Origin of the sequence: Streptomyces sp. NPDC059740 (genome assembly GCF_042733155.1) — a bacterium.
In the GTDB taxonomy this organism is placed as follows: domain Bacteria; phylum Actinomycetota; class Actinomycetes; order Streptomycetales; family Streptomycetaceae; genus Streptomyces.
Window position 1 is genome coordinate 18295 of sequence record NZ_JBHWGP010000048.1, and the last position, 18659, is coordinate 36953.

Annotated in this window: 14 protein-coding genes; 6 read left to right on the top strand and 8 right to left on the bottom strand. The window is 72.4% G+C overall.

Annotated elements, in window-relative coordinates; translation table 11 throughout:
* The first annotated feature begins 36 nt into the window (after positions 1–36).
* Genes ACFV3R_RS31370 through ACFV3R_RS31380 form a run of 3 tightly spaced genes read left to right on the top strand, consistent with a single transcriptional unit; the run spans position 37 to position 2924 of the window.
* The gene (locus ACFV3R_RS31370) at positions 37–996 is read left to right on the top strand and encodes an ABC transporter permease (RefSeq protein WP_385590247.1); all 960 of its coding nucleotides are present in this window, start codon (positions 37–39) and stop codon (positions 994–996) included.
* 45 nt (positions 997–1041) lie between these two features.
* A complete protein-coding gene (locus ACFV3R_RS31375) occupies positions 1042–2058 on the top strand; it encodes an aldo/keto reductase (protein WP_385590223.1) in 1017 nt (338 codons plus the stop codon).
* A 20-nt stretch (positions 2059–2078) separates the two neighbouring features.
* Positions 2079–2924: an amidohydrolase family protein gene (locus ACFV3R_RS31380; protein ID WP_385590225.1), complete on the top strand. Its 846-nt coding sequence runs from the start codon at positions 2079–2081 to the stop codon at positions 2922–2924.
* Between the two features lie 127 nt (positions 2925–3051).
* On the opposite strand, the gene ACFV3R_RS31385 is transcribed toward ACFV3R_RS31380, so the two are convergent.
* The 6 genes from ACFV3R_RS31385 to ACFV3R_RS31410 form a co-directional block, all read right to left on the bottom strand.
* Positions 3052–3723, bottom strand: a complete 672-nt coding sequence (locus ACFV3R_RS31385) for a FadR/GntR family transcriptional regulator (protein WP_385590227.1) — start codon at positions 3721–3723, stop codon at positions 3052–3054.
* 157 nt (positions 3724–3880) lie between these two features.
* Positions 3881–5107 carry a hypothetical protein gene (locus ACFV3R_RS31390; RefSeq protein WP_385590229.1) on the bottom strand — a complete coding sequence of 409 codons (1227 nt, stop codon included), beginning with the start codon at positions 5105–5107 and terminating at the stop codon, positions 3881–3883.
* A gap of 163 nt (positions 5108–5270) precedes the next feature.
* Positions 5271–6887 carry an FAD-dependent oxidoreductase gene (locus ACFV3R_RS31395; RefSeq protein WP_385590231.1) on the bottom strand — a complete coding sequence of 539 codons (1617 nt, stop codon included), beginning with the start codon at positions 6885–6887 and terminating at the stop codon, positions 5271–5273.
* A 5-nt stretch (positions 6888–6892) separates the two neighbouring features.
* Complete coding sequence (glpK, locus tag ACFV3R_RS31400) at positions 6893–8425, bottom strand: glycerol kinase GlpK (RefSeq protein WP_385590232.1); 1533 nt, start codon at positions 8423–8425, stop codon at positions 6893–6895.
* A 52-nt stretch (positions 8426–8477) separates the two neighbouring features.
* A complete protein-coding gene (locus tag ACFV3R_RS31405) occupies positions 8478–9269 on the bottom strand; it encodes an MIP/aquaporin family protein (RefSeq protein ID WP_385590234.1) in 792 nt (263 codons plus the stop codon).
* Between the two features lie 231 nt (positions 9270–9500).
* The gene (locus tag ACFV3R_RS31410) at positions 9501–10265 is read right to left on the bottom strand and encodes an IclR family transcriptional regulator (protein WP_385590236.1); all 765 of its coding nucleotides are present in this window, start codon (positions 10263–10265) and stop codon (positions 9501–9503) included.
* 215 nt (positions 10266–10480) lie between these two features.
* On the opposite strand from ACFV3R_RS31410, the gene metH reads away from it, so the two are divergent.
* From metH to ACFV3R_RS31425, 3 genes are all read left to right on the top strand, one after another.
* Positions 10481–13990, top strand: a complete 3510-nt coding sequence (gene metH, locus ACFV3R_RS31415) for a methionine synthase (RefSeq protein ID WP_385590237.1) — start codon at positions 10481–10483, stop codon at positions 13988–13990.
* 280 nt (positions 13991–14270) lie between these two features.
* Positions 14271–14981 (top strand): HAD family hydrolase, encoded by a 711-nt coding sequence (locus ACFV3R_RS31420; RefSeq protein ID WP_385590239.1) that lies wholly within the window; start codon positions 14271–14273, stop codon positions 14979–14981.
* Between the two features lie 361 nt (positions 14982–15342).
* The gene (locus ACFV3R_RS31425) at positions 15343–16950 is read left to right on the top strand and encodes an ABC transporter substrate-binding protein (protein WP_385590241.1); all 1608 of its coding nucleotides are present in this window, start codon (positions 15343–15345) and stop codon (positions 16948–16950) included.
* Between the two features lie 60 nt (positions 16951–17010).
* Here ACFV3R_RS31425 and ACFV3R_RS31430 read toward each other — a convergent pair whose 3' ends face one another.
* Positions 17011–17688, bottom strand: a complete 678-nt coding sequence (locus tag ACFV3R_RS31430) for a response regulator (protein ID WP_385590243.1) — start codon at positions 17686–17688, stop codon at positions 17011–17013.
* 13 nt (positions 17689–17701) lie between these two features.
* A partial coding sequence (locus ACFV3R_RS31435; protein WP_385590245.1) for a RecB family exonuclease occupies positions 17702–18659 on the bottom strand: 958 nt, incomplete at its 5' end.

Here is an 18659-nt window from a genome sequence, read left to right on the forward strand (position 1 = left end):
ACCGCCACCGCCCCGCGCCCGGAGCGCCGGCCGGCACTGGCCCGCTGGCGCGACCTGTCCCTGGTGCCGGTGATCCTCGTGCTCGGCGTGATCGGGTTCATCGTCTCGCCCGCCTTCCTCACCGGCGACAACCTCGTCGGCGTCGTCCAGCAGTCCACCGAACTCGGCCTGCTCGTCCTGGGCGAGGCGCTCGTCCTCATCAGCGGCCGCATGGACCTCTCGCTGGAGTCGACCATCGGCCTGGCCCCCGTGGTCGCCCTCTGGCTGGTGATGCCCGCCCACGGCAACCGCTTCGAGGGCCTGGGCGCCCTGCCCACGTGGACGGCGGTGCCGCTCTGTCTGGCCTTCGGCGCGCTCGTCGGCGCCGTCAACGGCTTCCTCGTCCTCAAGGTGCGCGTCAACGGGTTCATCGCCACCCTCGGCATGCTCACCACGCTCCGCGGCCTCCAGGTCGGCATCTCCCAGGGCCAGTCCATCGGCGACGTCCCCGCCTCCTTCGCCTACCTCGGCAAGGCGCAGTGGCTGGGGCTGCCCGCCGCCGTCTGGATCTGCCTGGCGCTGTACGCGGTGGGCGGGGCCGTCCTGGGGTACCTGCGCCACGGCCGCGCCCTGTACGCCATCGGCGGCAACCCGGAGGCCGCCCGCGCCGCCGGCATCCGCGTGGAGCGCCTGACCTGGATCGTCCTGGCGGTGGCGGGGCTGCTCGCCGCCTTCGCGGGTGTCCTGTACACCGGGCACTACGGTGCGGTCTCCGCCACCCAGGGCGACGGCTGGATCTTCCAGGTCTTCGCCGCGGCCGTCATCGGCGGCATCAGCCTCAAGGGCGGGCGCGGCACGCTCTTCGGCGCGCTCACCGGCGTCCTGACCCTCCAACTCGTCATCAACGTCATGACGCTGGGCGGCGTCCCCCCGCTGTGGACGCAGTTCCTCAACGGCACGATCATCATCCTCGCGCTCGTCATCTCCCGCTTCACCAGCGGCGAGAAGCAGGACTGACCGCCCGGCCACCGGGCCCCGCCGCCCGGGACCCAAGGAGGAGCCATGCCGTACCCGCCCACCGGGCCCCGCCGCCTGGGCCGCACCACCGTCACCGTGCCCCCGCTCGGCCTCGGCTGCGCCCCGCTCGGCAACCTCTACCGGCCGCTGTCCGGGCAGCGCGCCACCGAGACGGTCCGCACCGCGCTGCGGCTGGGCGCGCACCACCTCGACGTCGCCCCGCACTACGGGGTGGGGCTGGCCGAGGAGCGGCTGGGAGCGGCCCTGAGGGGGCGGCCGCGCGAGAGCTACACCCTGGCCACCAAGGTCGGCCGGCGGTTGCGCCCGCTGGCACCGGGGGAGCGGCCCGACCCGCAGGGCTACACCGACACCCCGCCGCGCGCCCGGGAGTGGGACTTCACCCGCGACGGCATCCGGGCCACCCTGGAGGCGTCCCTGGAACGGCTCGGGGTGGACGCGGTCGACATCGTCTACCTCCACGACGTCGAGGACCACCTGCCCGAGGTCCGTGCGACGGGCTTCGCCGCGCTGGCCGAACTGCGCGAGGAGGGGGTGGTGCGGGCCATCGGCTTCGGCATGAACCACAGCGGCGTCCTGGCCCGCCTCGTCACCGATCTCGACGTGGACGTGGTGCTCTGCGCCGGCCGCTGGACGCTGCTGGAGCGCACCGCCTTCGAGGACCTGCTGCCCCGCTGCGCCGAGCGCGGCACCTCCGTCGTCGTGGGCGGGGTGTACAACTCCGGCCTGCTGGCCGACCCCGGCGAGCACGCGCCCTACGACTACCGGCCGGTGCCGCCGCCGGTCCTCGCCCGCGCCCGGCGACTGGCCGCGGTGTGCGCCCGGTTCGGCGTCCCCCTGAAGGCCGCCGCGCTGCGCTTCCCCTTCGCCCACCCCGCCGTCGCCGCCGCGGTCGTCGGCGCCGCCTCCCCCGAGGAGGTGGCCGAGAACGCCGCGCTGTTCACCCACGACATCCCCGACGCGCTCTGGCACACCCTGGTCGAGGAGGGCCTGCTCGGCGCCGACCTGCCGCTGCCGCTGACCGGTACGGGGGCGGAGGCGTGAGCGGGAGCGGACCGGCGGGGATGGCTGCGGCCCCGCCCGTGGCACGCGTGGACGCCCACCACCACCTGTGGGACCTGGCCCGCCGGGACCAGCCGTGGATGGACGGGCCCTGGGCCGACCCGATCCGCCGCACCTTCGCCCTGCCCGACCTCGCCCCGCACCTGAGCGCCCACCGGATCGACGCGAGCGTCGTGGTCCAGGCGTGCTCCTCGGCCGAGGAGACCCGTGAACTGCTGGCCCTGGCCGCGCAGTCGGACACCGTCGCGGGCGTCGTCGGCTGGGCCGACCTCACCGACCCCGGCCTGCCCGGCGTGCTGGCCTCGCTCCCGAGCGGGCTGGTCGGGGTGCGGCACCAGGTCCAGGACGAGGCGGACCCCGACTGGCTGACCCGACCGGAGGTGCTGCGCGGCCTGGCCGCGGTGGCCGACGCCGGACTCGTCTACGACCTGCTGGTCGGCCACGGCCAACTCGCGGCGGCGCAGCGGGCGGTACGGGAGCTGCCGCAGCTCACCTTCGTCCTGGACCACGCGGCCAAACCCGCCGTCGCCGGCGGCGCACGCGAGCCGTGGGCCGGGGGCGTGGCGGGGCTGGCGGCGCTCCCCAACGTCGTCTGCAAGCTCTCCGGCCTGGTCACCGAGGCCGACTGGCGGACCTGGACGCCGGAGCAGGTCCTGCCCTGGGCCCGCGAGGTGCTCGACCTCTTCGGCCCGCAGCGCCTCATGTTCGGCTCGGACTGGCCGGTGTGCACCCTGGCCGCCGGCTACGACCAGGTGGTGGACCTGGCCGAGGCCGCCACCGCCGGTCTGGACGCGGCGGAGCGGTCGGCGGTCTTCGGCGGCACAGCGCGGCGCGTCTACCGGCTCTGAGCCCGCACCGGGCCGACCCGGCCCGGCCGACCACCGCCTGGCGACCACCGCCTGGCCGACCACGGCCTGGCCGACCACCGCCGGGCCGGGCGCTCCGGGCGGGCGCGACGACCGGGGCCGGACGCGCTCACAGCGACGAGCGCAACCACTGCTCCACGCTGGCGATGTGCACCGTCGCCCAGGACCGGGCCGCCTCGGCGTCGCCGTCCCGCAGCGCGCCCAGGATCGCCCGGTGCTCGGTGAGGGTCCGGGCGACCGCGTCCTTCTGGGTCAGTCCGCGCCAGACCCGGGCCCGCGTCGTCGGGCCCGACAGGCCGTCCAGCAGCGAGGCCAGCACCGAGTTGCCCGCGGCGGCCACGATGTTGCGGTGGAAGTGCAGGTCGCCCGCGACGAGCGCCTCCACGGAGGGGTCCGGGCCGAGGGCGTCCAACTGCCGCTGCAAGGCGTCGACCTGCGCGGCGGTGACGCGGCTCGCGGCCATGGCCGTGGCCGCCGGCTCCAGGATGCGCCGCACCGCGAGGAACTCCAGCACGGTGTCGTCGCGGTGGAAGTCGACGACGAAGCTCATCGCCTCCAGCAGGAGCTGCGGGTCCAGGCTGGTGACGTAGGTGCCGTCGCCCTGCCGCACGTCCAGGATCCGTATCAGCGACAGCGCGCGGACCGCCTCCCGCAGCGAGTTGCGGGACAGGCCCAGCTCCGCCGCCAGCTCGCTCTCCTTCGGCAGGCGGTCACCCGGGCGCAGCGCACCCGAGACGATCATGCCTTTGATCTTCTCGATCGCCTCGTCCGTGACGGCCACGGCCGCCTCCCCTCTCCCCGGGACGTCCCGCGGTGAGACATCCGATGTATCGGCGTCATTATGAACCGGCCGCGGCGGGGGCGGGGCCGCCGGGGAGAAGCACCGGGGGACGGGCACCGGGGGCGGGGAGGCTCGGTCGCGGGGCCGGCGCCCGGCGTCAGGAGGCCCCGGCCCCGACGCGGCCCCAGCCGTTGCGGTAGGCCGCCCAGTCGGTCGCGGTGGCCGCGTAGTCGACGTACAGGGCCAGCCCGAAGCGGGAGCGCCGGCCCCCGTCCCTGGTCAGCCCGAGGCGGACGCCGCGCACGGTGGCCCGTACCGTCTCCGCCGAGGCGTGGTGGCCCCAGTTCTCGTCGTGGTAGAACGGCACGCCCATCAGCAGGTCCGTCCCCGGTCCGGTCGCCGCCAGGGCCAGCCGGGTCTGGTGGGCCACGTAACCGCCGTACAGGCTCTCCAGCGGCAGCGCCGTGTCGTACGTCATCAGCGCGATCTGGTCCACCCGCCGGGCGACCTGACCGAAGTAGTCCTGCGTGACCCACTTCACGTGCCCGGTGCCCGCCCGCAGCAGTGTGTGCGCCGCCGGGACCGGGTCGATCTGCCCCACCGACACCGACAGCAGCGCCCGGCGCGCGTGGAGCACCGGCCGCACCTCGTCCAGCAGGCGCAGGAGCCCGGGGTCGCCGGAGGCCAGCGGCTCCAGGTCGAAGTGGACACCGGCGAAGCCCGCGTCCAGGACCTGGCGCGTGGAGGCGAGGACCGCACGCCTGGTCGCGGGGTCGGCGAGGTCCATGGCCGCCCCGTCGCCCGGGCCGGTGGTCAGCTTGTCGCCGAGCCAGGCGTGCACCCGCAGCGCCGGCGCCAGCCGGTGGACGGCGGAGAGGAACCAGCCGGCCCGCGGGTAGAGCCGGCTGCCGGGCGGCAGCGTCCCGTCGTGTTCCAGCGGCCCGGTGTGCACGTACAGGTCACGCAGGCCGGTGCCCCGCGTCCGGGCCAGCAGCGCCCTCACATCGGCCTCGTCGTGCCGGCCGTCCACCCAGGCATGCCCCAGCCACAGGGCGTCCCGGCCGCGCGTGGACGTGTCGGCGGCCACCTCGCCCCGGTAGAGCAGCCGCAGCGCGAGCCCGGCCGTCGCGGTGGTGAGGACCAGGAGCAGGACCAAACCCAGGGCCGTCCGGCGGACCACCCGCCAGGTCCGGCCGCCGCGCGGCCCCGGGGACCGGCGCTGCCGACCGCCTCCGGGCCACGGCCGCCACCGTCCCCCGGAGCCCGCCTCCCGTCCCGCGCCGTCGTCCGCCGGGCCGGTCAGCGTCCGCCCCGCAGCCGCATCCGCCGCGGCGTGCTGCGGGTCCTGGGTCCGCCGTGCCGCCAGGCCGTCCGTGTCGCTCACGTCTCCCCCGTCTCCCCACTCCCCGTCGGGCATGGGACGCAGGGCGGCGGGTGCGCGGTTGCGGGAACGCCGTGCGGCCCGCAGGGCTCCGCCCCGACTGCGACCTGCGAGCCGGGGCGGAGGGGGGGTGCGGGTGCCGTCGCTCAGGCGCCCGGCGGGCGGGTCACCCGCGGCGCTCGGCCAGCAGCTCGCCGACCCGCCGGCGGACCTCCTCGGTGTCCAGGCCGCGGATGGTCAGCGTGGTGCGGCGGCGCAGCACGTCGTCCTCGGTCTCGGCCCACTCGTGGTCCCGGGCGTAGACGACCTGGGCCCAGATCTCGGGGGCGTCGGGGTGGATGCGCTGCGCCAGGTCCGGGTTCTCGTTGGCGAGCCGGGCGATGTCGAAGGCGAGCGAACCGTAGTGCGTCGCCAGGTGGCGGGCGGTCTCCGGCGCCATCTGCGGCTGCGGGCCCGCACCGTCCACCAGGAGGCGGTGGGTGACCGCGTCGGGGCTGGCGATGCCGGGCAGCGGCAGCTTCCTGGGCAGGCTGCCCATCGGCTGCATGTCGTCGGCCAGCGGGTGGCCGGGCAGTTCCGCCAGCTTCTTCATCACGGTGCGCCCGATGTGGCGGAAGGTCGTCCACTTGCCGCCGGCCACCGACAGCATCCCGCCGCTGCCCTCGGTCACCACCGTCTCGCGCTTGGCGGTGGACGTGCCCCCGGGACCGCCCGGCAGTACCCGCAGACCCGCGAAGGAGTAGGTGATCAGGTCGCGGGAGAGCTGCTGGTCGCGGACGGAGAAGGCAGCCTCGTGCAGGATCTGCTCGACGTCCTTCTCGTTGACGGCCACGTCCGCCGGGTCGCCCTCGTACTCCTCGTCGGTGGTGCCGAGCAGCAGCATGTCCTCCCAGGGGAGGGCGAAGGTGATGCGGTACTTGTCGATCGGGGTCGCCAGCGCCGCGTTCCACGGCGCGGTGCGGCGCAGCACCAGGTGGGCGCCCTTGGACAGGCGGATGGACGGGGCGGCGGCCGGGTCCTCCAGCTTGCGCAGGTGGTCGACCCAGGGCCCGGTCGCGTTGAGCACCAGGCGGGCGTTGACGCCGAACTCGGTGCCGTCCACCGCGTCGCGCAGGTCGGCGCCGGTGACCCGGCCGCCGGTGAAGCGCAGCCCCGTGACGGCGGCGTGGTTGAGGACGGTGGCGCCGGCCTGGACGGCGGCGCGGACCGTCATCAGCGCCATGCGGGCGTCGTTCATCTGGTCGTCGCCGTAGACCGCGACGGCCTTGAGGTTGTCGGTGCGCAGCTCCGGCACGTCGCGCTGGGCCTTGGCCGGGGAGATGACGTGCCCCACACCGTCGCCGAACGCGGAGAGCGCCGAGTAGGCGAAGACGCCCGCGCCGAGCTTGGCGGCGCTGTGCGGCCCGCCCTTGTACACCGGCAGGTAGAAGGTGAGGGGGTTGGCGAGGTGCGGGGCGACCTCACGGGAGACCGCCCGGCGCTCGAAGTGGTTCTCCGCCACCAGCTTCACCGCGCCGGTCTGCAGGTAGCGCAGACCGCCGTGGAGCAGCTTGGAGGAGGCGGAGGAGGTGGCGCCGGCGAAGTCGCCGGCGTCCACCAGAGCGACCCGCAGACCCGACTGGGAGGCGTGCCAGGCCGTGGATATGCCCAGGATGCCACCCCCGATCACCAGGAGGTCGTACGTAGCCTTCGATAGCTGGTCCCGGGTCTCGGCCCGGCTCGGAAGGGAACCGTCAGCCGGATGCGTTCCGAGTGCCGGAACGCTCTGCAGGGCAGTGCTCATGCGCTTTACTCCTCGTCTTCGAGCCAGCCCATGGTCCGTTGTACGGCCTTGAGCCAGTTCTTGTACTCGCGGTCACGGGTCGCCGTGTCCATCTGCGGTGTCCACTCGGCGGCGCGCCGCCAGTTGCGCCGCAGCGCGTCGGTGTCGGGCCAGAAGCCGACGGCCAGGCCGGCGGCGTAGGCCGCGCCGAGACAGGTGGTCTCGGACACCATGGGGCGCACCACCGGTGCGTCCAGGCAGTCCGCCATCGTCTGCATCAGCAGGTTGTTGGCGGTCATGCCGCCGTCGACGCGCAGCGAGGTCACCTCGACGCCGGAGTCCTTGCTCATGGCGTCGGCGATCTCCCTGGTCTGCCAGGCGGTGGCCTCCAGGACGGCGCGGGCGATGTGCGCCTTGGTGACGTACCGGGTCAGGCCGGTGATGACGCCCCGGGCGTCGGGACGCCAGTAGGGGGCGAACAGGCCGGAGAAGGCCGGTACGAAGTAGGCGCCGCCGTTGTCCTCGACGCTGCTGGCCAGCGTCTCGATCTCGGCGGCGGAGCTGATCAGGCCCATCTGGTCGCGCATCCACTGCACCAGCGAACCGGTGACGGCGATGGAACCCTCGAGGGCGTAGACGGCCTCCTGGTCGCCGATGCGGTAACCGACGGTGGTCAGCAGCCCGTTGTAGGAGTTGACCGGCCGGGTGCCGGTGTTCATCAGCATGAAGGTGCCGGTGCCGTAGGTGGACTTGGCCTCACCGGTCTCGAAGCAGGTCTGGCCGAAGAGCGCGGCCTGCTGGTCGCCGAGGGCCGAGGCGACCGGGACGCCCTGCAGGACGCCCTCCGCACACTCCCCGTAGACCTCCGAGGAGGAGCGGATCTCCGGCAGCACGGACGTCGGGACGCCGATGGAGGCGCAGATCTTCTCGTCCCACTCCATGCGGTGCAGGTTCATCAGCATGGTGCGCGAGGCGTTGGTGACGTCGGTGACGTGGACGCCGCCGTTGACACCGCCGGTCAGGTTCCAGATGACCCAGGAGTCCATGGTGCCGAACATGAGGTCGCCGGCCTCGGCGCGCGCCTGCAGGCCGTCGACGTTCTCCAGCAGCCAGCGGATCTTGGGGCCGGCGAAGTAGCTGGAGAGCGGCAGGCCCGTCTCGCGCCGGAAGCGGTCCTGGCCGACGTTGCGGCCCAGCTCGCGGCAGAGGGCGGCGGTGCGGGTGTCCTGCCAGACGATGGCGTTGTGCACCGGCTCGCCCGTGTGGCGGTCCCACAGCATGGTGGTCTCGCGCTGGTTGGTGATGCCGATGGCCTTGACGTCCGCGGCGGTGATGCCGGCCTGGTCGATGGCGTTCGCCACGACCTCCTGGACGTTGCGCCAGATCTCCGCCGCGTCGTGCTCCACCCAGCCGGGCTTGGGGAGTATCTGCTCGTGCTCCTTCTGGTCGACGGCGACGATGCGCCCGTCGCGGTCGAAGACGATGCAGCGGCTGGAGGTGGTGCCCTGGTCGATCGCGGCGATGAACGGGCCGTGGGTGGTGGTCTGGGTGTCGCTCATGGTGTGCGCTCCGTTGGGATCGGCGGTCCGGTGGCGGGTGTCGGCGGCGTCCTCAGGCGAAGAGTCCCTGGTACAGGCCGCCTGCGATGGCCCCGCCGATCAGCGGACCGACGACCGGGATCCAGGCGTAGCCCCAGTCCGAGCCGCCCTTGTGGGGGCCCATGGGCAGCAGCCAGTGGGCGATGCGCGGACCGAGGTCGCGGGCCGGGTTGATGGCGTACCCGGTGGGACCACCGAGCGAGAGGCCGATGCCGACGACGACGAAGGCCACCAGGAGCGAGCCGAGAGTGCCGACACCCTTGCCGTCGGCGCTCAGGCCGAGCGTCAGGATGAACATCACCAGTACGAACGTGGCGATGATCTCGGTCATGAGGTTCTGCACCACGTTGCGGATCTCGGGGCCGGTGGAGAAGACACCGAGCGTCGGCCCCGCCTTCGGCGCCTCCTCGATGTCCACCAGGCCCTCGTCACCGGATGGCGGGTTGACGACCTCGGGGTCGGAGAGGTGGTCCTTGAACTGGCCGTAGTAGGCGAGGTAGACGAGCACCGCACCGATGATCGCGCCGAGCATCTCCGACCCGAGGTAGACCGGGACGTCGCTCCAGGGGATTCCGCCCTGGATGGCGATGCCGAGAGTGACCGCCGGGTTCAGGTGGGCGCCGGACTTCACGGCTATGTAGGCGCCGGCGAGGACGCCGAAACCCCACCCGAAGGCGATGGCGACCCAGCCGGCGCTGAACGCCTTCGAGCGCTTGAACGTGACGGCGGCACAGACGCCGCCACCCATCACAATCAGTACAGCGGTACCCAGGGTCTCGCTGATGAAGATGTCGGAGCTGGACACCCGCGACTCCTTTGTCCTTCGTCCAGGGAAACCGGCGGACGTGAGCCGCCTTCCCTGGGCGGTCAGCGCTACCGGCGAGCGTCGTCGGCCTGCGGCATTGCCTCCAGAAGACGAAACTGTCGCCCAGTGTTCGACATTGCCGACCGACGGACGGCAGTCTCGTCCCACCTCCCTCAAAACGTCAAGACTCCGGACGGGAAGAGCACGTAACGAACTTATCGGACATCCAACCTAAATTCGACTCGCGCCCAGATCGCGGGAGATGGCCCGCGCGCAGTCCCGCACCGCGGCGACGATCTCCGCGCGGGGGTCGCCGTCGCGGCACAGCCGCTCCACGGCCCCGGAGACGCCGACCGCACCCACCGGTATGCGGCGCCGGTCGTGCACGGGCGCGGCGACCGAGGCCACGCCGTGCCAGGTCTCCTCCACGTCACTCGCCCAGCCCCGTGCCCGGGTGAGATCGAGCACATGCTCCAGCTCCGGCAGCGCGGTCAGGGTGTGGTCGGTGAACGCCTCCCGCTCGGCGTCGGCCAGCTCGTTGTGGGCCACCGGGTCGTAGGCCGCCAGCACCTTGCCCAGGGCCGAGCTGTGCAGCGGCTGCATCGCCCCGACCTCCAGGACCTGCTGGCTGTCGTCGGGGCGGAAGACGTGGTGCGTCACCAGCACCCCGCCCTGGTGCAGCACCCCCAGGTAGGCGCTCTCGCCGCTGGAGCGCGCCAGGCCGTCGGTCCACACCAGGGCTCTGGCGCGCAGCTCGTGGACGTCCAGATAGCTGTTGCCCAGGCGCAGCAGCTCCGCACCCAGCTGGTAGCGGCCCGACGCGGCGTCCTGCTCCACGAAGCCCTCCAGCTGGAGGGTGCGCAGGATGCCGTGCGCGGTGCCCTTGGCGAGATCCAGTGCGGCGGAGATCTCCGACAGGGTGAGCCGGCGCTCGCCGCCCGCCAGGAGCCGCAGCATCGCCGCTGCCCGCTCGAGGGACTGGATGGTTCGTGCCATCGAGGCGCCTTCCGTCACGTGGTTCGACAATGCTGAACGATAGCGGTCTATGTCGCACGGCCAAGGGCGGCTTCCCCCGCGGCCGTCCGCCCACACCCCCGTCCACGCGGTGGACGCCCCCGCCCGCGCCTGCCCCGGGCCTATAGGCTGGTGCAGTGCGTCCCCTCCACAAGGGCGCAAAGCCGACAGCCGTCGCACACACAGGAGACACCTCCATGGCATCGTCCGTGCCCTCCACCGCACCCGCAGACAGGCCCACCGCCCTGCGCGAGGCCCTCGCCTCCCGCGTCGTCGTCGCCGACGGCGCCATGGGCACGATGCTCCAGGAGCAGGACCCGACGCTGGAGGACTTCCAGCAGCTCGAAGGCTGCAACGAGGTGCTCAACATCACGCGGCCCGACATCGTGCGCTCGGTCCACGAGGCCTACTTCGAGGTCGGCGTCGACTGTGTGGAGACCAACACCTTCGGTGCCAACCACGCCGCACTGGGGGAGTACGACATCTCCGAGCGCGCCTTCGAGCTCTCCGAGGCGGGCGCCCGCCTCGCCCGGGAGTGCGCCGACGGCTTCGGGGCCCGCGACGGCCGGCAGCGCTGGGTCCTGGGCTCCATGGGGCCGGGCACCAAGCTCCCCACTCTCGGCCACATCGACTACGCCACGATCCGCGACGGCTTCCAGGCCAACGCCGAGGGGCTGATCGCGGGCGGCGCCGACGCGCTGCTGGTGGAGACCACTCAGGACCTGCTCCAGACCAAGGCCGCCGTCCTCGGCGCCCGCCGCGCCCTCCAGGCCGCCGGCGCCGACCTGCCGCTGCTGGTCTCACTCGCCTTCGAGACCACCGGCACGATGCTGCTGGGTTCGGAGATCGGAGCGGCGCTGACCGCGCTGGAGCCGCTCGGCATCGACATGATCGGCCTGAACTGCTCCACCGGCCCGGCCGAGATGAACGAGCACCTGCGCTACCTCACGCGCCACTCGCGCATCCCGCTGCTGTGCATGCCCAACGCCGGACTGCCCGTCCTCACCAAGGACGGCGCGCACTTCCCGCTGGACGCCGAGGGGCTCGCCGACGCCCAGCACGCCTTCGTCACCGACTACGGCCTGTCCCTGGTCGGCGGCTGCTGCGGCACCACGCCCGAGCACCTGCGGCAGGTCGTCGAACGGGTCCGCGGCGTCTCCCCGGCCGAGCGCGACCCGCAGCCCGAGCCGGGCGCGGCCTCCCTCTACCAGGCGGTGCCGTTCCGGCAGGACACCTCCTACCTGGCCATCGGCGAGCGCACCAACGCCAACGGCTCGAAGAAGTTCCGCGAGGCGATGCTGGAGGGGCGCTGGGAGGACTGCGTGGAGCTGGCGCGCGACCAGATCCGCGAGGGCGCCCACCTGCTGGACCTGTGCGTCGACTACGTCGGCCGGGACGGCGTCGCCGACATGCGCGAACTGGCCGGCCGGTTCGCCACCGCCTCCACGCTGCCGGTGGTGCTGGACTCCACCGAGGTGGACGTCCTGGAGGCCGGCCTGGAGAAGCTGGGCGGCCGGGCGGTGATCAACTCCGTCAACTACGAGGACGGCGACGGCCCCGACTCCCGCTTCACCAAGGTCACCCGCCTCGCCAAGGAGCACGGCGCCGCACTCATCGCCCTCACCATCGACGAGGAGGGCCAGGCCCGCACCGCCGAGAAGAAGGTGGAGATCGCCGAGCGGCTCATCGACGACCTCACCGGCAACTGGGGCGTCCACGAGTCCGACATCCTCATCGACTGCCTGACCTTCACCATCTGCACCGGCCAGGAGGAGTCCCGCAAGGACGGCATCGCCACCATCGAGGGCATCCGCGAACTCAAGCGCCGCCACCCCGAGGTCCAGACCACGCTGGGCCTGTCCAACATCTCCTTCGGCCTCAACCCGGCCGCCCGCATCGTGCTCAACTCCGTCTTCCTGGACGAGTGCGTCAAGGCCGGGCTGGACTCGGCGATCGTGCACGCCTCGAAGATCCTGCCGATCGCCCGCTTCGAGCAGGAGCAGGTCGACACCGCCCTCGACCTCATCTACGACCGGCGCGCGGAGGGCTACGACCCGCTGCAGAAGCTGATGCAGCTCTTCGAGGGGGCGACCGCCAAGTCGCTGCGTGCCTCGGCCGCCGAGGAACTGGCCGCCCTGCCGCTGGAGGAGCGGCTGCAACGGCGCATCATCGACGGCGAGCGCAACGGCCTGGAGGCGGACCTGGACGCCGCCCTGGCCGAGCGCCCGGCGCTCGACATCGTCAACGAGACGCTGCTGGAGGGGATGAAGGTCGTCGGTGAGCTCTTCGGCTCCGGCCAGATGCAGCTCCCCTTCGTTCTCCAGTCGGCCGAGGTGATGAAGGCCGCGGTGGCCTACCTGGAGCCGCACATGGAGAAGACCGACGACGACGGCAAGGGCACCATCGTGCTCGCCACCGTCCGCGGCGACGTCCACGACATCGGCAAGAACCTGGTGGACATCATCCTGTCCAACAACGGCTACAACGTCGTCAACCTCGGCATCAAGCAGCCCGTCTCGGCCATCCTGGACGCCGCAGCGGAGCACAAGGCCGACGTCATCGGCATGTCGGGACTGCTGGTGAAGTCCACGGTGATCATGAAGGAGAACCTGGAGGAGCTCAACCAGCGCGGCCTGGCCGCCGACTTCCCCGTCATCCTGGGCGGCGCCGCGCTCACCCGCGCCTACGTCGAGCAGGACCTCCACGAGATCTACCAGGGCGAGGTCCGCTACGCCCGCGACGCCTTCGAGGGGCTGCGGCTGATGGACGCCCTCATCGGCGTCAAGCGCGGCGTGCCCGGCGCGAAGCTGCCCGAACTCAAGCAGCGCCGAGTGCCCGCCCGGGAGGGCGTCGTCGCCGAACCCGAGGTCGACGAGGGCCCGGCGCGCTCGGACACCGCCACGGACAACCCGGTGCCCACCCCGCCGTTCTGGGGCACCCGCGTCGTCAAGGGCATCCAACTGCGCGAGTACGCCTCCTGGCTGGACGAGGGCGCCCTCTTCAAGGGCCAGTGGGGCCTGAAGCAGAGCCGCACCGGCCAGGGCCCCGGCTACGAGGAACTGGTGGAGAGCGAGGGCCGGCCGCGGCTGCGCGGCTGGCTGGACCGGCTCCAGACCGAGAACCTGCTGGAGGCCGCCGTCGTCCACGGCTACTTCCGCTGCTACTCCAAGGACGAGGACCTCGTCCTGGTCGACGAGGACGGCGGCGAGCTGACCCGCTTCACCTTCCCGCGGCAGCGGCGCGGGCGCCGGCTCTGCCTGGCCGACTTCTTCCGTCCCCAGGAGACCGGTGAGCTGGACGTGGTCGGCCTCCAGGTCGTCACCGTCGGCTCCCGGATCGGCGAGGCCACCGCGAAGCTGTTCGCCGCCGACTCCTACCGCGACTACCTGGAACTGCACGGCCTCTCGGTGCAGCTCGCCGAGGCCCTGGCCGAGTACTGGCACGCCCGTGTCCGCGCCGAACTCGGCCTCTCCGGCGAGGACCCCACCGAGATGGCGGACATGTTCGCCCTCAAGTACCGCGGGGCGCGCTTCTCGCTGGGCTACGGCGCCTGCCCGAACCTGGAGGACCGGGCCAAGATCGCCGACCTGCTCCAGCCGGAACGGATCGGCGTCCACCTCTCCGAGGAGTTCCAGCTCCACCCCGAGCAGTCCACCGACGCCATCGTCCTCCACCACCCCGAGGCCAAGTACTTCAACGCGCGCTGACCGGCCCGGGAACCTACACTGGTCGATCCGGCAGGAACCCTGCTGCCGCGGGCGTCCGGGCAGGTCACCGGGGGCCGCCGGCCGCGCCGCGGAGCGCGCCGGCGGATCCGGGGAACGGTGGCCGTCCGGGAACGCGGTGACACCGTGTGACGGTTGGTGTGCGCGGTGCGTCTGCGGGGCATGGAGAGAGGACTCACCGGGCGGCCGGTCGTCCCCCCTTATCGCGGGGAGGCGACCGGCCCTCGTCTCCACGGGGGACGGACACTAAGGAGGTGCGCGGATGACCAGCAGCATCCCTGCGGTCGGGACCAGACCGACCGGCGGCCACCCGCTCCAGGCGGTCTTCCTGGACCTGGACGGCACGCTCGTGGACACCGAGGGCTTCTGGTGGGAGGCGGAAACCGCCGTCTTCGCCGACCTCGGCTACCACCTGGAGGACCACCACCGCGACGTGGTGGTCGGCGGCCCCATGAGCCGCAGCGCCTCCTACCTGATCAACGTCACCGGCGCCGACATCGCCCTGGCCGAACTCAGCACCCTGCTCAACGCGCGCTTCGCCGAGCGCATCGGGCAGGGCGTGCCGCTCATGCCCGGAGCCGCCCGGCTGCTCGCGGAACTCGCCGCCCACCAGGTGCCCACCGCCCTGGTCTCCGCCTCCCACCGCGCCATCGTCGACCGGATGCTGGACTCGCTCGGCCCCGAGCACTTCGACCTCACCCTGGCCGGAGACGACCTGCCCCGCACCAAACCGCACCCCGACCCCTACCTCACGGCGGCGACCCGGCTGGGCGTCGACGCGAGGCGCTGCGCCGTCGTCGAGGACACCATGACGGGCGTCACGGCCGCCGAGGCGGCCGGCTGCGCCGTCGTCGCGGTGCCCTCCGTGGCACCCATCCCGGAAACCGGCCGGACGGTGGTGAAGTCCCTGGAGGAGGTGAACCTCGCCTTTCTCCGCGGACTGGTTGCCAAAGGCTCCCCGAGCCTGCAGTGAGGCGCCGGTCCGTCCCTGACGGCCGCGCGGTGACCACGCGCGGCCATCAGGCATGCCCCGTCAGTCACCCCCACTCACCTGCCAGGCCCCGGTCGCCGCAGTGACGTTCGTCACGCCTCAGCCTCTCGACAGCTCGTGCGACAGGTGCTCCGCAAGTGATGTGGGGGAATTGTGACGAGACCAAGTGTCCCGATTGGTGAGGCCCCGCACGAAAGGTTCCCTTCCCCGGGCAGCCGAAATGGCGGAGAAGGGCGGAGTCCTGACGCCCTCTCGGCACCGGGCGGGTCGGCTGCGGCGCCCCGCCGCACTAACCTCGTCGCCAGCAACACCTCTGTGCTGATGGTGAGAAGGACTGCCGACGATGATTCGCAAGATCCTGGTGCTGCCGGCGCTCGCCGGCCTGCTGGCCCCCGTGCTCGCCGCCTGCGGCAGCAGCGACGGCTCGGGTGGCGACGGAAGTCCCATCGTCGTCGGGACCACCGACCAGTTGACGGCCTCCAAGGACGGCCCCGCCCCGCTGGACCCTGCCCAGGACTACCAGCTCGGGCAGTGGAACGTGCTGCGCTCGGTGTACCAGACCCTGATGATCCTGCCGCGTTCCGGCACCCAGCCGGTTCCCGAGGCCGCCGAGTGGTGCAAGTTCACCGACACCCAGAGCGAGGTGTACGAGTGCCGTCTCCGTGACGGCCTGAAGTTCTCCAACGGCCACAGCCTCACCGCGCGCGACGTCAAGTTCTCCATAGACCGCATGCAGCGCATCAAGTACCAGAGCGGTCCGGTCTCCCTGATCGACAACGTCGACAAGGTCGAGACGCGCGGCGCCACCGAGGTCGTCTTCCACCTCAAGGAACCCGACGCCACCTTCCCGCAGAAGGTGGCCACCCCGGCCGCCGCCATCGTCGACCACAGTGCCTACTCCGCCACCTCCCTGCACAAGGGCTTCACGGCGGTGGGCTCGGGGCCGTACACGCTGGACGCGCAGAGCAACGACGGCGCGGCCACCAAGATCACGTTCACCCGGAACCCGGACTACCAGGGCAGTCTGAAGCCGTCCAACGACGCGGTCGAGATGCGGATCTTCCAGACCCCGCAGGCCATGGAGGCGGCGCTGCGCAAGGGCGACATCGACCTGATGAACCGGGTTCTGGCCTCCGACCAGATCAAGGGCCTCCAGAACGCCCGGAAACAGGGCATCGTCCTCCAGGCCCAGCAGGCCGGCGACATCCGCTTCCTCGGCCTCAACGTCCGCCGCTCCCCGACGTCGAACAAGGCCGTGCGTGAGGCGCTGGCCCAGCTCATCGACCGCTCGGAGTTCGGTGGCCGGGTGTACCAGTACCAGGGGCAGCCGCTCTACTCGGTGGTGCCCGCCGGCGTCCCCGCCCACGTCAACTCCTACTTCTCCAAGTGGGGGCAGCCCAGCGTCAAGAAGGCCGCCGCGATCCTGCAGGCCGCCGGAGTGAGCACGCCGGTGCCCCTGACGATCAGCTTCTCCGACGTCACCGCCTCGGTGACCACCGCCGAGTTCCGTGAGATCAAGCGGCAACTCGAGGACAGCAAGCTGTTCGAGGTGAAGGAGAACAACATCGACAACTTCCAGGACTTCCGCAGCCGCGGCGCTTCGGGCGCCTGGAGCGCGTTCATCCTGGGCTGGTCCCCGGACTTCCCCGACGCCGACAACTACCTGGCCCCCTTCGTCGGCAAGGCCAGCTCCATCGGCTCGATGTACACCAACCGGGAGATCGAGGGCTCGCTGCTGCCGGACACCCGGCGCCACCCCAAGCGGGTCGCCGACGCCGGCGCCGACCTCAAGCGGATGCAGCAGATCTTCGCGGACGACGTACCGATCGTCCCGCTGTGGCAGACCGAGCAGTACGTCGCCGCGCGCGATGACGTCACGGGCGCGGAGTGGGCCATCAACTCCTCCTCCGGACTGCAGATCTGGGAGCTGGGCCGAGGCATCAGCGACTGACCGGGGAGATACGCACGGGGCCCGGGCCGCAGTGGCCCGGGCCCCGTCCTCATGCTCCGCTCAGCCCGGCTGGCCGCCCGGCCGCACCAGGCCGCTCTCGTAGGCGTAGACCGCGGCCTGCACCCGGTCCCGCAGCCCCAGCTTGGTCAGGACGTGCCCGACGTGGGTCTTGACCGTCGTCTCGCTGACGAAGAGGTCCGCCGCGATCTCGGCGTTCGACAGCCCGCGGGCCACCAGCTTCAACACCTCGACCTCGCGCTCGGTGAGAGTGCGCAGCGCGTCCGGCACCGGCTCCTCACCCGAGGGCAGATGGCCCGCGTACTTGTCCAGCAGCCGCCGCGTCACGCTCGGCGCCAGCATCGCCTCACCCGCGGCCACCACCCGGATCGCCTGCACCAGCTCCGCCGCCGGCGCGTCCTTGAGCAGGAAGCCGCTGGCCCCCGCCCGCAGCGCCTCCACGACGTACTCGTCCAGGTCGAAGGTGGTGAGCACCAGCACCTTCGCGGGACCGTCGCGCTCCGGGCCGGTGATCCGCCGGGTGGCCTCCACCCCGTCCATCCGCGGCATCCGGACGTCCATCAGCACCACGTCCGGCTGGAGCCTGCGGACCTGCTCCAGCGCCTGCTCGCCGTCCCCCGCCTCCCCGACGACCGCGAGGTCCTGCTCGGCCTCCAGGATCATGCGGAACCCGGTGCGCAACAGGGGCTGGTCATCCACCAACAGGACACGGACGGCCACGGTGACTCCTTCGTTAGACGGCATCCATTCTGCCTCCCTCGCCGACCCGCTCGCCGGGCGGGAGGACCGGCAGCGGATACACCGGGGGAGTGCCGCCGAACTCGGGGCAGACCGCCTGGTGGTCGCACCAGCCGCACAGCTTCGAGCGGCGCGGCCGCCAGTCGCCGGTGACCGTGGCCCGCGCGATGGCGTCCCACAGGGCGAGCAACTTCCGCTCCACCGCCAGCAGTTCCGCCTCACCGGGATCGTAGGTGAGCACGTCGCCGCTGCCGAGGTAGACGAGCTGGAGCCGGCGCGGCACCACCCCGCGCAGCCGCCACACCACCAGCGCGTAGAACTTCATCTGGAACAGCGCGCCCTCGGCGTACTCCGGGCGCGGGGCCTTGCCGGTCTTGTAGTCGACCAGGCGCACCTCGCCCGTGGGCGCCACGTCCACCCGGTCGATGAACCCGCGCAGCCGCAGCCCCGAGTCGAGCGAGGTCTCCACGAACAGCTCGCGGTCGGCGGGTTCCAGCCGGGTCGGGTCCTCCAGCGAGAACCAGCGCTCCACCAGCGACTCGGCCTCGGCCAGCCACTGCGCCAGCCGTTCGCCCTGCGGGTCCTCGGCGAAGAGCTCCGCCAGCTCGGGCCGCTTGGCCAGCAGCCGCTCCCACTCACCGGGCACCATCGCCCGCGCGCCCTGCGGCGTCCGCCGGGTCGCGGGCTCGTCGAAGAGGCGCTCCAGCACCGAGTGGACGACCGTGCCCCGGGTCGCCGCCGGACTCGGCTTCTCCGGCAGCCGGTCGATCACCCGGAAGCGGTAGAGCAGCGGGCACTGCATGAAGTCGTTGGCGCGCGAGGGGGAGAGAGCCTCCGGCCGGCGGGGGCCGGGGACCCGGGCGCCCCCGGCGGTCGCTGCGGCAGCGGCCGCCGGCTCGGCCACCGCACCCGCGGGCGCGGCCCCGTCCGCCGCCGCAACCCCGCCCGGGGCC

Coding starts and splice junctions, on each gene's coding strand:
- metH (WP_385590237.1), top strand. CDS start 10,481: ATGGCATCGTCCGTGCCCTCCACCGCACCCGCAGACAGGCCCACCGCC.
- ACFV3R_RS31375 (WP_385590223.1), top strand. CDS start 1,042: ATGCCGTACCCGCCCACCGGGCCCCGCCGCCTGGGCCGCACCACCGTC.
- glpK (WP_385590232.1), bottom strand. CDS start 8,425: ATGAGCGACACCCAGACCACCACCCACGGCCCGTTCATCGCCGCGATC.
- ACFV3R_RS31425 (WP_385590241.1), top strand. CDS start 15,343: ATGATTCGCAAGATCCTGGTGCTGCCGGCGCTCGCCGGCCTGCTGGCC.
- ACFV3R_RS31395 (WP_385590231.1), bottom strand. CDS start 6,887: ATGAGCACTGCCCTGCAGAGCGTTCCGGCACTCGGAACGCATCCGGCT.
- ACFV3R_RS31380 (WP_385590225.1), top strand. CDS start 2,079: ATGGCTGCGGCCCCGCCCGTGGCACGCGTGGACGCCCACCACCACCTG.
- ACFV3R_RS31420 (WP_385590239.1), top strand. CDS start 14,271: ATGACCAGCAGCATCCCTGCGGTCGGGACCAGACCGACCGGCGGCCAC.
- ACFV3R_RS31410 (WP_385590236.1), bottom strand. CDS start 10,265: ATGGCACGAACCATCCAGTCCCTCGAGCGGGCAGCGGCGATGCTGCGG.